The 12,377-nt window shown below is 71.5% G+C and carries 11 protein-coding genes; 8 read left to right on the top strand and 3 right to left on the bottom strand.

Annotated elements, in window-relative coordinates:
• Positions 1-51 precede the first annotated feature (51 nt).
• Positions 52-3,069: an excinuclease ABC subunit UvrA gene (gene uvrA / locus ACPZVR_RS11760; protein WP_436699769.1), complete on the top strand. Its 3,018-nt coding sequence runs from the start codon at positions 52-54 to the stop codon at positions 3,067-3,069.
• A 317-nt stretch (positions 3,070-3,386) separates the two neighbouring features.
• Positions 3,387-3,866, top strand: coding sequence for a hypothetical protein (locus ACPZVR_RS11755; RefSeq protein WP_436699768.1), 480 nt, complete (start codon positions 3,387-3,389; stop codon positions 3,864-3,866).
• A 193-nt stretch (positions 3,867-4,059) separates the two neighbouring features.
• Here the strand turns inward: ACPZVR_RS11755 and ACPZVR_RS11750 are convergent, their stop codons facing one another.
• The gene (locus ACPZVR_RS11750; protein ID WP_436699767.1) at positions 4,060-4,773 is read right to left on the bottom strand and encodes an SGNH/GDSL hydrolase family protein; all 714 of its coding nucleotides are present in this window, start codon (positions 4,771-4,773) and stop codon (positions 4,060-4,062) included.
• A 188-nt stretch (positions 4,774-4,961) separates the two neighbouring features.
• Between ACPZVR_RS11750 and ACPZVR_RS11745 the strand changes: the two genes are divergently transcribed.
• A complete protein-coding gene (locus ACPZVR_RS11745; protein ID WP_436699766.1) occupies positions 4,962-5,654 on the top strand; it encodes an AraC family transcriptional regulator in 693 nt (230 codons plus the stop codon).
• Positions 5,655-5,668: 14 nt separating this feature from the next.
• Here ACPZVR_RS11745 and ACPZVR_RS11740 read toward each other — a convergent pair whose 3' ends face one another.
• A complete protein-coding gene (locus ACPZVR_RS11740; RefSeq protein WP_436699765.1) occupies positions 5,669-6,091 on the bottom strand; it encodes a cupin domain-containing protein in 423 nt (140 codons plus the stop codon).
• Between the two features lie 209 nt (positions 6,092-6,300).
• Between ACPZVR_RS11740 and ACPZVR_RS11735 the strand changes: the two genes are divergently transcribed.
• The gene (locus ACPZVR_RS11735; RefSeq protein WP_436699764.1) at positions 6,301-6,777 is read left to right on the top strand and encodes a Rieske (2Fe-2S) protein; all 477 of its coding nucleotides are present in this window, start codon (positions 6,301-6,303) and stop codon (positions 6,775-6,777) included.
• Positions 6,774-7,199 (top strand): Rieske (2Fe-2S) protein, encoded by a 426-nt coding sequence (locus ACPZVR_RS11730; protein WP_436699763.1) that lies wholly within the window; start codon positions 6,774-6,776, stop codon positions 7,197-7,199. Before ACPZVR_RS11735 ends, ACPZVR_RS11730 begins: the two co-directional genes overlap by 4 nt.
• On the opposite strand, the gene ACPZVR_RS11725 is transcribed toward ACPZVR_RS11730, so the two are convergent.
• Positions 7,100-8,488: a tetratricopeptide repeat protein gene (locus tag ACPZVR_RS11725; protein WP_436699762.1), complete on the bottom strand. Its 1,389-nt coding sequence runs from the start codon at positions 8,486-8,488 to the stop codon at positions 7,100-7,102. The two genes, ACPZVR_RS11730 and ACPZVR_RS11725, sit on opposite strands and share 100 nt — an antisense overlap.
• A gap of 67 nt (positions 8,489-8,555) precedes the next feature.
• Here ACPZVR_RS11725 and uvrC point away from each other — a divergent pair, with 67 nt between their 5' ends.
• The 3 genes from uvrC to ACPZVR_RS11710 are packed head-to-tail and all read left to right on the top strand — an operon-like array spanning position 8,556 to position 12,365.
• Entirely contained in the window at positions 8,556-10,514 is a 1,959-nt protein-coding gene (gene uvrC, locus ACPZVR_RS11720) for an excinuclease ABC subunit UvrC (protein ID WP_436699761.1), read from the top strand.
• On the top strand, positions 10,507-11,373 hold the full coding sequence (gene rapZ, locus ACPZVR_RS11715) for an RNase adapter RapZ (protein WP_436699760.1): 867 nt from the start codon (positions 10,507-10,509) through the stop codon (positions 11,371-11,373). The genes uvrC and rapZ overlap by 8 nt, the downstream gene beginning before the upstream one ends.
• Positions 11,370-12,365: a gluconeogenesis factor YvcK family protein gene (locus ACPZVR_RS11710; protein ID WP_436699759.1), complete on the top strand. Its 996-nt coding sequence runs from the start codon at positions 11,370-11,372 to the stop codon at positions 12,363-12,365. Before rapZ ends, ACPZVR_RS11710 begins: the two co-directional genes overlap by 4 nt.
• Positions 12,366-12,377: the final 12 nt, after the last annotated feature.

Raw genomic sequence — 12,377 nt, 5'->3', positions numbered from 1 at the left:
TACGATGGCGAACACTTGTTCGAAACGCACTTCGAGGGAATTGGACCGGTAGTGACCGATCAGCTGATCATCCGTGGGGCACGCGAGCACAACCTCAAGGACGTCTCGATCGACCTTCCCCGCGACTCCCTGATCGTGTTCACGGGACTCTCCGGCTCCGGCAAGTCGAGCCTGGCGTTCGACACCATCTTCGCCGAGGGCCAGCGCCGCTACGTCGAGTCGCTGTCGGCGTACGCCCGGCAGTTCCTCGGCCAGATGGACAAGCCCGACGTCGACTTCATCGAGGGCCTCTCGCCCGCGGTGTCGATCGACCAGAAGTCCACGTCCAAGAACCCGCGCTCGACCGTCGGCACGATCACCGAGGTCTACGACTACCTCCGCCTGCTCTACGCCCGGGCCGGCCGCGCGCACTGCCCGACCTGCGGAGCGCCGATCGAGCGGCAGACGCCGCAGCAGATCGTCGACCGCATGCTGACGCTCGACGAGGGCACCCGGTTCCAGGTGCTGGCGCCGGTGGTGCGCGGGCGCAAGGGCGAGTACGTCGAGCTCTTCCGGCAGCTGCAGACCCAGGGCTTCTCCCGGGCCCGGGTCGACGGCGAGACCCACAACCTCGACAGCCCGCCCACGCTCGACAAGAAGCTCAAGCACACGATCGAGGTCGTCGTCGACCGGCTCGCGGTCAAGGAGTCGGCCAAGCGCCGGCTCACCGACTCTGTCGAGACCGCGCTCGGGCTCGCGGGCGGCCTCGTCGTCTTCGACCTCGTCGACACCGGCCAGGAGCTCAAGTTCTCCGAGAAGATGGCCTGTCCCAACGACCACCCGATCGAGACCGACGACCTCGAGCCGCGCTCCTTCTCCTTCAACTCGCCGTTCGGCGCCTGCCCCGCCTGCACCGGTCTCGGCACCCGGATGGAGGTCGACCCCGAGCTGGTCGTGCCCGACCCCTCCGCGACCCTGGCGGAGGGCGCGCTGCAGCCGTGGAGCCACGCGCACGTCGCCGACTACTTCGGGCGCCTGCTCATCGCGCTCGGCGAGGAGCTCGGCTTCGACGTCGACACGCCGTGGGAGCAGCTGTCGGCCAAGGCGCGCAAGGCGATCCTCGAGGGCCACCCCACCAAGGTGCACGTCGTCACCCGCAACCGCTACGGCCGCGAGCGCTCCTATTACGCCGACTTCGAGGGCGTGCGGACCTACGTCGAGCGCCGGCACCGCGAGGCCGAGAGCGACACCAGCCGGGAGCGGTTCGAGGGCTTCATGCGCGAGGTGCCCTGCCCCGTGTGCGCCGGCAGCCGGCTCAAGCCGGTCTCGATGTCGGTCACCCTCGGTCCGCGCGACCGCGGCGGCAAGAACATCGCCGAGGTGTGCGCGCTGCCCATCAACGAGGCGTCCGCCTACCTCGCGGACCTCGAGCTGTCCGCGCGGGAGCGTCAGATCGGCGAGCGGGTGCTCAAGGAGATCCAGGAGCGTCTCAACTTCCTGCTCGACGTGGGCCTCGACTACCTCTCGCTCGACCGGCCCTCCGGCTCGCTGTCGGGAGGCGAGGCGCAGCGGATCCGGCTGGCGACGCAGATCGGCGCCGGGCTGGTCGGCGTCCTCTACGTCCTCGACGAGCCGTCCATCGGCCTGCACCAGCGCGACAACCAGAAGCTGATCGAGACCCTGGTCCGACTCAAGGACCTCGGCAACACGCTGATCGTGGTCGAGCACGACGAGGACACCATCCGGGTCGCCGACTGGATCGTCGACATCGGCCCGGGCGCCGGCGAGCACGGCGGCCAGGTGGTCCACTCCGGCACGGTCAAGGACCTGCTCGAGCACCCGGACTCGATGACGGGGCAGTACCTCTCCGGACGGCGCGAGATCCCCGTGCCCGCCGTACGCCGCCCGCGGACGAAGGGCCGCGAGCTCAAGGTCGTCGGCGCCCGCGAGCACAACCTCAAGGACGTCGACGTCACCTTCCCGCTCGGCGTCTTCACCGCCGTCACCGGCGTCTCCGGGTCCGGCAAGTCCACGCTCGTCAACGACATCCTCTACACCTCGCTGGCCAAGCAGATCTACAACGCCCGCGCCATCCCGGGCCGTCACCAGCGGATCACCGGCCTCGAGCACGTCGACAAGGTGATCCACGTCGACCAGTCGCCGATCGGCCGCACCCCGCGGTCCAACCCGGCGACCTACACCGGCGTGTTCGACCACGTCCGCAAGCTCTTCGCGCAGACCCCCGAGGCGAAGGTGCGCGGCTACCAGCAGGGTCGCTTCTCGTTCAACGTCAAGGGCGGCCGCTGCGAGGCGTGCGCCGGCGACGGCACGATCAAGATCGAGATGAACTTCCTGCCCGACGTCTACGTCCCCTGCGAGGTCTGCCACGGCGCCCGCTACAACCGCGAGACGCTCGAGGTCCACTACAAGGGGAAGACGATCGCCGAGGTCCTCGACATGCCGATCGAGGAGGCCCAGGACTTCTTCGCCGCGGTGCCCGCGATCGCGCGCCACATGAAGACGCTCACCGAGGTCGGCCTCGGCTACGTCCGACTCGGCCAGCCGGCGACGACGCTGTCGGGTGGTGAGGCACAGCGGGTCAAGCTGGCCGCGGAGCTCCAGAAGCGCTCGACCGGCCGCACCGTCTACGTCCTGGACGAGCCCACCACGGGACTGCACTTCGAGGACATCCGCAAGCTGCTCGGTGTGCTGTCCGGACTCGTCGACAAGGGCAACACCGTGCTCGTCATCGAGCACAACCTCGACGTCATCAAGACGGCCGACTGGATCATCGACATGGGACCCGAGGGCGGCTCCCGGGGCGGCACCGTCGTCGCCGAGGGCACCCCCGAGGACATCGCCGCGACGCCCGGCAGCCACACGGGCCACTTCCTGCGGCCCTTGCTCGACGGCCGGGCGGCGGAGCAGCCGACCGGGCTCAAGCGGCCGCCGTCGGCGGTCGTCCCGACGAAGAAGGCGGCCGCGAAGAAGTCCGCCGCCAAGAAGTCGGCCGCGAAGAAGTCCGCGGCCACCACGGCTCCCGCGAAGAAGGCCACGACCAAGAGGACCTCGCCGGCCGCGAGGAAGTGACCAGACGCCGGCCTCTCCGCAGGGAAGGCTCGTGATTCGCGGCGTGAACGATGACACCAACCGGAGCACAACTGTTGGACGGTGACGCGATCTCGTCGGATCTGTCAGGCCGGTGACAAGTGTGCGACCTATTCGCTCGCGTCTTCATGTGTTCGTCGGACGCCGCCTACATCGGACGTAGTTTGCGGATCAGGAGCCCTGAACGTCTCGTCATTGGCGCACGGTCGTTCTTGGTGGTTGCCGCGATGCTCCAGGGTCGAAGCTCCACATCCTCGGTCCTGTGAGCACCTGCTGAGGATCCAGAGGAAGGCGAGACGTTGAAGAAGCGCACGGGGCGCACGACAGTCGTTGCAGTGTCGGTAGCCGCGTTGTCGGCCGTCGTCGGGTCCGGATGGGTCGTCGGAAACGTCGCCCACGCTGATGGGAGCCAGGTGACCGCCTCCCCATCGGTGTCGAAGAGGGCGGCGGGGGACATCGTCGCGCAGCTGTGCCCCGAGGGCAGTGTCCCGATGCTCGACATCGATCGCTTCCCGACCGCCGACACCGTCGGCGCTGACTCGGTGGCGGACGCGGTGGACGCTGTCGCGGCGAGGTTCGCGGTCGACGAGGCGATTTTCGCCCCGTTCGCCACCGGCGGTGACGTTCCGGTCTGGGTCACGGTAGGTCGGTCCGACTACATCGTCACCCCGGTGGAGGGTGGCGGTTGGTTCGCTTCGCCGGCGAGATTGGAGGGCTGCAACTCCCTCGATGAGCTGCGACGGGCAGGCGGCCTTGGCGACGGCCAGACCCGGGATTGATGCTCGGTCTGGGTCTCGGTAGGTCGGTCCGACTGCATCGTCACCCCGGTGGCGGATGGTGGTTGGTTCGCATCGCCGGCGAGAGTGCAGGACTGCACCTCGCTCGATGAGCTGCAGCCGGGGGCATCGGCCGCGAACTGACCGGCGCGTCCGATCACCGCGACCGAGCGAGGCTCGGCACGGCGTCGCTGCCTCAGCCCTCCTGCGTGAGTCCGGCGTGCATCACCTCGGCGATCAGGGCCGCGCCGCGGGTGTTCTGGTGGATGTGATCGACGGTCAGGAGCAGACCCCGCTCGCGGGCGATCGAGTCGAGGCTGCGGCGCAGAACCCCACGCCGGAGGGCGGTGGCGAGGTGCCCCGCCGCGGTCGGCTCCCGGAACGGCACGGCGGCGGGTCGCTGGCTCGCCAGCTCCGCTACCTGCCGCTCGTGGACCGGCAGGTAGCGGACGTCCTCGCTCGCCGCGAGCTCGGCGATCATCCGGCTGTACCGGGTCGACGCGAGGGCAGGCGCGGCGTTCGGGTCCTGGCCGAGCACGGGGATCGACGCCAGCGCGACCTGTGCGTCGGTCTCCGACCTGAGTCGCGCCACCACCGTCCCGAGGCAGTCGCGGAACCATCCGGGCGACGGGTCGGTGGGCAAGCCCTTGCGTGCTCGCCATCGGCCGACGTCGAATCGGGGCAGGCTCGCTCTCGCGTCGTTGGTCCCGATCATGACGGTGACGACGTCGGCGGGCGCCGACACGATCTCGTCGAGCCGTTGGAGCAGGTTCCACGCGAAGTCGCCGTTGACGCCGAAGCGGCGCGCCGAGATCCGTCCACCCGCGAGGTCGCCGAGCGGACCGACGTAGTCGGCGCTGAGCTGGGCGCGGGTGAGGCTGTCACCGATGCTGGCCAGGCGGATCATCATGTTCCTCCCTGCGACGAAGGGCTTGGGCCCGCCCGTAGATTGGCGAGATGGTCGTGGGTGCTGCGACGAGGGTGCTGGCGCGGCCGTGCCCCGCGTTGCGGCGCTCTGTCGTCTCGTACGTCGGATTCCGGCAGCACGGATTCGCTCCCGGCATCCACCGCGGTGCGCCGGGGCGGTCCCTCACACTGGTGGTTCCGCTCGCCGAGCCGCTGGACATCGTCGAGGTCGCGGGGTGCACGGCCCGGCAGGGCCGGTTCGAGGCGGTCGTGGGCGGCCTGTCGTCGACGGCGGTGGCCATTCGCCACGACGGCAACCAGTACGGCGTCCGCATCTCCCTGACCCCACTCGGTGCGCGGGCGCTCTTCGGGATGCCGTCGGCCGGGCTGGCAGGAGAGGTCCTTCATCTCGACGCCGTCCTCGGCCGGCGGGCGGTCGAACTCACCGAGCGGATGCGCGCCGCCCGCTCGTGGGACGAACGGTTCACCGTGCTGGACGACGTCCTCGTCAGGGCCGCACAGGACCGCTCTGCCGGCCGAGCTCGCGACCTCCATCTGCAGCCGGAGGTCGCCGAGGCCTGGCGGCGGCTGCTGAGCTCCCGTGGAGCGATCCGGATCGGGCACCTGGCGGACGAGCTCGGCTGGAGTCGTCGCCACCTCGGCAGACGGTTCCGGGACGAGATCGGCCTGACGCCCAAGGAGGCCGCACGGGTGCTGCGGTTCGAGCACGCGCACGCCCTGGCCACGAGCGACGACGAGCTCGCGTGGTCGCACATCGCGACCGCGACCGGCTTCGCGGATCAGGCGCATCTCGTGCGGGACTGGCGCGACTTCACCGGCTGTACGCCGACGGAGTGGCGGCGCGGCGAGACGCTCGCCCACTAGATGCTCTGACCGGGTCACCGAGCGCGGTGCTCCGTGCCGAGCCCCGGGGTGATGGTCAGGATCCGCGCTTCGCCCACGGTGTCGACGGCATGCCACACGCCGGCGGGGTTCACGGTGGCCTCACCCGCCTCGAGCGTGACCTCCTGGACCTCTCCGTCGATCTCTCGGAGGACGGTGATCGCTCCGCTGACACAGACGATCACCTCCTCGCCGCCCGGATGCCTCTCCCAGTGGCCGCCCCGGCCCTGCTCGTCGATGAGAACGACCAGGCGTCCTTCGAGACCGTCGTCAGCGACCGCGTCGGCATAGGCCTCGATCGCGGCGGGCTCGAAGGCGAAGCCCTCGACAGGCCGGGATCGGCACCCGAGGCCGAGATGGAGCGGGGTGGTCCGCAGGTCGATGGCGTCCAGCAGTGAGTCGTTCAGCCGAAGGTTCATGCATCCCAGCGTGGCGCGCCACGCCGGGGCGGTCTTGAAGGAATGGGACTCCGCCGAGCGGGCAACGGCGCTCGGCGGATCGCTGCCGTCGGTCTGACCGCCCCTCCCGGGGTGAGGAACGTCTCTGGCCCGGCCGCCGGGTCCACGTCGCACCGCAGCGCGCTCGCGGTCCTCAGCCGGCTCTCACGAGGCACCCGTAGCCTGGCGCCATGACTTCCTCCGTGAGCCGGCGGCGCGCCCTGACCGGGGTCGCGACACTCGGCGTCGGCGTCCCTCTCCTGGCCGCGTGTGGTGACGAGGGCGCATCGACGGCCGACGACCCCGTGACCGACGCACCCACCTCGACCTCGCCGGCGTCGTCGGCGCCGACCGACGGGACCGCCGGCTCGACGCCTGCGGCGGGTGGCCTCGTCGCGACCGATGCGGTGCCGGTCGGGGGCGGCGTGGTGCTGAGCGACGAGGAGATCGTCGTCACCCAGCCGGCGGCGGGGGAGTTCAAGGCGTTCACCGCCGTCTGCACCCACCAGGGCTGTCTGGTGGGCTCGGTCTCGGACGGCTCCATCCACTGTCCCTGTCACGACAGCTCCTTCTCGGTCGCCGACGGATCGGTCGAGGGTGGCCCGGCCAACGGGCCACTGGACGAGGTCGCGATCACGGTCGTCGACGGCGAGGTCCGCCGCGCATGACGGGGATCGGCGACATCCGCGCCAGCCGGCGCATCGTCTTCTCGGGTCTCGGGGCGCTCGGCGTGGCCGCCGCGCTGGCCGGCTGTGCCGGTGACGACGGGGACGGCGGCTCGTCCGCGCCGAAGCTGACCGCGGGCGCCGAGCTCGCGACCACGGCGGAGGTTCCCGTGGGCGGCGGCATCGTCCTCGCCGACGAGAAGATCGTGCTCACCCAGCCGACGGCGGGCACGTTCCTCGCGTTCACGGCCGTCTGCACGCACCAGAGCCTCCTCGTGACCTCGGTCGAGGACGGCACGATCCGCTGTGCCAACCACGGTTCGTCCTACTCGGCGACAACCGGCGAGGTCGAGGGCGGACCGGCCGCCGGGCCGCTGGCGGCCGTCGACATCACCGTCGAGGGCGACCGGATCCTCGCCGCCTGAGATCCGGGATCCACCGGACCGCACTGGACCTGCCAGCGGCGGTCGCGCGGCGACTCCCGCCGGTCCAGCCGCGCGTCGAGGACCTGCCGCGCCTCGTCGTACCGCGCGGCGCGCAGGAGGGCGGCGATCCGGGCCTCCTCGACGATCTCGCGCTGAGCGTCGGACCCGCCGAGGCGCCAGATCGACCCACCCAGCGCGGCGAGGCGGTCGGCGGCCGCCGAGCTCCGCTCCGCCGCGAGAAGGCCGAGGGCGGCGGCGAGCGGGGCCACCACCTCGCGGTGGGTCGGGTTGGGGTGTGCGGCGCACCAGTCGGCGAGCCGCTGCAGAGCGGCCCGGTCGTCGACGGCCAGCAGCGCCACCGCGGCATGCAGACCGAGGAAGGCCGTCCCGGGCCGTTCGAGCACGTCACGGCCGGTGACGGCGGCGACCTCGGCGAGGGACGGCACGTCGAGGGCGTCGGGCGTGATCGCCCAGCGGAAGAGCAGCGACCCGCTGTCGACGAGGGCTCGGCAGCCGACGGCGTGGCGGGGCTGCAGTTGGCTGTCGTAGCGACTCCGGACGGCCGCCAGGTCGCCGATCGACAGCTCGTGGAGCGCCGCGTGCCACGAGAAGTGGGTCAGGCTGTCGGTGGCCGCACCGGCGCCGGTGATCCACCCGTCCATCCAGGCGAGGCCGGCCGCATGATCGCCCGTCTCGTAGTGAGCGTGGGCCCGCGCGTGGGCAGCATGTCCTCCGGACGGCTCGGCGGCGAGCGAGCGGCAGGACAGGTCCATCGCCTCGTCGAAGCGCCGCTGCTCCTGGCGCACGAAGGCCATCAGTCCGGTGATCCAGGGATCGTCGCCGTACGCCGGCGCCGCACTCTCGACGATCCGCCAGGCCGTCTCCGGCACGTCGGTGACGCCGGCGAACGCGATGGTCGGCATGGCGACGGAGAGCAGCAGCGCGTCGCGCGGGTACGACGACAGGTGCGCCACCAGCGGCGCGGCGTCGCCCCGCAGGTGCTGCTCGACGGCGTGCACGTGGCTGCGCTCCCGCTCCGTGGCGCGGGCCGCGTGCAGCCGGGCGTCGGCGAGCCGGGCGGTGATGTCGACCTCCACGCACATCTCGTGGCCGAGCAGGGCGAGCGCCGCGTGGCCGAGCGCGAACGTCGGATCGAGGGCGATGGACGTGGCGATCCGGTCGGCGGCACCGGTACGCAGGCGGAGGAGGTCGCGGATGCCGTCGACGTAGGCGTCGGCGGCCTGGGGACCGGTGGTGAGCTCGTAGCCGTAGGCATCCCGACATCGCATATGTCTAGTAAAGCACGTGACTAACGCTGGTAAGTGGTTGTCGGCGCCGCTCCGTAGGCTGGTGGACGTGGCACCCGCGCTGTCGTACCGGCCCAAGCCCGGCTCGATCCCCACCCAGCCGGGGGTCTATCGGTTCCGTGACCGCACCGGCCGCGTGGTCTACGTCGGCAAGGCCAAGAACCTCCGGGCCCGGCTGTCGTCGTACTTCCAGGACATCGCCAATCTCCACCCGCGCACCGCGACCATGGTCACCACCGCGACCTCGGTCGAGTGGACCGTCGTCGGGACCGAGGTCGAGGCGCTGCAGCTGGAGTACTCCTGGATCAAGGAGTACGACCCGCGCTTCAACGTGAAGTACCGCGACGACAAGTCCTACCCGTGGCTCGCGGTCACCGTGGCGGAGGAGTTCCCGCGGGTCATGGTCGGGCGCGGCGCGAAGCGCAAGGGCACCCGCTACTTCGGTCCCTACAGCCATGCCTGGGCGATCCGCGAGACCGTCGACATCCTCCTGCGCGTCTTCCCGATGCGCTCGTGCAGCAACGGCGTCTTCAAGAGGTCCAGCCAGATCGGGCGCCCCTGCCTGCTCGGCTACATCGACAAGTGCTCGGCCCCGTGCGTCGGCAACATCTCGCCGGAGGAGCACCGTGCGATCGTCGACGACTTCTGCGAGTTCATGGCCGGGCGGACCCGGCCGTTCATGAAGCGCATCGAGCAGGAGATGTACGCCGCCTCCGACGCCCTCGACTTTGAGAAGGCGGCTCGGCTGCGCGACGACCTCGGCGCCATGAACAAGGCGCTCGAGAAGCAGGCGGTCGTGTTCGGCGACGGATCCGACGCCGACGTGATCGCGCTCGCGGAGGACCCGCTCGAGGTCGCGGTCCAGGTGTTCTACGTCCGCGGCGGTCGGATCCGCGGCCAGCGGGGCTGGGTCGCGGACCGCACCGACGACGGCGACACGGCCGCCCTCGTCGAGGACTTCCTGCTCCAGCTCTACGCCGGCGTGGCGCCCGAGGACGCGCGCGATGCCGTGCCCCGCGAGATCCTGGTGCCGGCGCTGCCGGCCGAGCACGCGACCTTCGAGCAGCTCCTCGGCGACCTGCGCGGCTCCCGCGTCGAGATCCGGGTGCCGCAGCGCGGCGACAAGCGGACCCTGCAGGAGACCGTCGCCCGCAACGCCACGGAGTCGCTGGCCCTGCACAAGACCAAGCGGGCCAGCGACCTGACCACCCGCAACCGGGCGCTCGCCGAGATCGCGGAGGCGCTCGACCTCGTCGAGGCGCCGTTGCGGATCGAGTGCTACGACGTCTCCCACATCCAGGGCACCGAGATCGTGGCCTCGATGGTGGTGTTCGAGGACGGTCTGGCCCGCAAGGGGGAGTACCGCCGGTTCGTGATCAAGGACCAGGACGGCTCCGACGACGTCAAGGCCATGCACGAGGTGATCACGCGGCGGTTCCGACGGCTCCTCGACGAGCAGGCGCGCTCGGAGCTGCGGCCGGGCGACCCCGACGCCGGCACCGGACCGATGCTGGTCGACCCCGACACCGGCCGGCCGCGGAAGTTCGCCTACGCGCCCGGGCTCGTCGTGGTCGACGGCGGCGCTCCGCAGGTCGCCGCCGCGCAGCGCGCGCTCGACGAGCTGGGCATCGACGACATCCCCGTCTGCGGCCTGGCCAAGCGCCTGGAGGAGGTCTGGGTGCCGGGCGAGGAGGACCCGGTGATCCTGCCGCGCACCTCCGAGGGTCTCTACCTCCTCCAGCGCGTCCGCGACGAGGCGCACCGGTTCGCGATCGCCCACCACCGCAACCGCCGCTCGAAGTCGATGGTCGAGAGTCTGCTCGACGAGGTCCCGGGCCTCGGTGAGGTGCGCCGCAAGACGCTGCTGCGGCACTTCGGCTCGCTGCGCAAGCTGCGTGCCGCGTCGGTCGACGACATCGCGGCCGTCCCGGGGGTGGGGCCGCGGACGGCGAGCGCCATCAAGGAGGCCCTGGAGCCCGCCACTGGGCACAATGACGCCCATGGATGACACGCACGGCCAGCTCGTGGTCGTCACCGGCATGACCGGTGCGGGCCGCAGCACCGCGGCGAAGGAGCTCGAGGACCTCGGCTTCTTCGTCGTCGACAACCTGCCGCCCAGCCTGTTGCCGGAGGTCGTCCGTCTCGTCGACGAGAGTCACGGGCCGGCCCAGCCGGTCGCGGTCGTGGTCGACGTCCGCTCCGGGTCGTTCTTCCAGGGCCTGCGCAGTGCCCTCGCCCACGGCGTGGCCGGCCGGGTGACGACCCTGGTCTTCCTCGACGCGACCGACGAGGTCCTGGTCCGTCGCCAGGAGGCCGCGCGCCGGCCGCACCCGTTGCAGCAGGGCGGGCGCCTCCTCGACGGGCTGCAGCGGGAGCGGGTCGTCCTCGCCGACCTCCGCTCCGAGGCCGACCTGGTCATCGACACGACCGGCCTCAACGTGCACCAGCTCACCGACCGGATCGCGGACTCGTTCGGCACCCACGAGACGACCCGGCTCCGGGTCTCGGTGATCAGCTTCGGCTTCAAGTACGGCATCCCGGTGGACGCCGACTACGTCGCCGACATGCGCTTCCTTCCGAATCCGCACTGGGTGCCCGAGCTCCGCCCCCGCACGGGACAGGACCCCGAGGTGTCGGCGTACGTCCTGGGCCGACCGGGGGCCGAGGAGTTCGTCGACGCCTACGTGCCCCTGCTCGCTGGGGTGGCCGAGGGCTATGTGCGCGAGGGCAAGCGGTTCATGCGGGTCGCCATCGGCTGCACCGGCGGCAAGCACCGCAGCGTGGCGATGACCGAGGAGATCGCCCGTCGGCTGGGGGAGCAGGGGCACGTCGCCCGTGCCATCCACCGCGACCTGGGGCGCGAGTGAGCTCCGAGCAGCTCGGGGCGGACCAGCGGGCGCAGGCGGTCGTGGCACTGGGCGGCGGTCACGGCCTCCACGCCTCGCTCAGCGCGCTCCGGCACCTGGTCGACGACCTCACGGTCGACGAGCTGACCGCGGTCGTCACCGTCGCCGACAACGGCGGCTCCTCGGGCCGGCTGCGCGGCGAGTTCGGGGTGCTGCCGCCGGGCGACCTGCGCATGGCGCTGGCCGCGCTGTGCGGCGACGACGAGTGGGGCGCGACCTGGGCCCGCGTCCTCCAGCACCGCTTCGCGGGTGACGGGGAGATGCGTGGGCACGTCGTCGGCAACCTGCTCATCGTCGGTCTCTGGGAGCTGCTGGGCGACCACGTCGACGCCCTGGACTGGGTCGGCCGGCTGCTCGGCGCCAAGGGGCGCGTCCTGCCGATGGCGATGACGCCGATGGACATCACCGCCGAGGTCCGCGGACTCGTCGTCGAGCAGCCGGACCGGCTGACCTCCGTGCGTGGCCAGGTCGAGGTGGCGACGACCGGCGGCGTGATCACCTCCATCGCGCTGGACCCGCCGGACCCCGAGGTCAGCGACGCCGTGGTCGACGCGATCGCGCAGGCCGACTGGGTCGTCCTCGGTCCCGGATCGTGGTTCACGAGCGTGCTGCCGCACCTGCTGGTCCCGCGGCTGCGCGAGGCCCTCGTCGGGACCGACGCGCGCCTGGTCGTCGTCCTCAACCTCGAGGAGCAGGCGGGGGAGACCGGGGGCTTCGCCCCGGCCGACCACCTCGCCGTCCTCGCCGAGCACGCCCCCGACCTCGGCATCGACGTCGTGCTCGCCGACCGCCGATCGGTCGCGGACGACCTGCGTGAGCTGGAGGAGACCGTCGCCGCCCTCGGTGCCCGGCTGGTCGTCGCCGACGTCGCGGCCGGTGACGGCGGCCCGCGGCACGACCCGGCCAAGCTCGCGGCGGCGTACGCCCGCCTCTTCGAGGCGCCGGATTGTTGACCCACGTGGGAG

The organism is Nocardioides segetis (assembly GCF_051390595.1).
Lineage (GTDB): Bacteria > Actinomycetota > Actinomycetes > Propionibacteriales > Nocardioidaceae > Nocardioides.
Note: the sequence above shows the minus strand (reverse complement) of the source record. Positions and strands in the feature narration are given on the sequence as shown.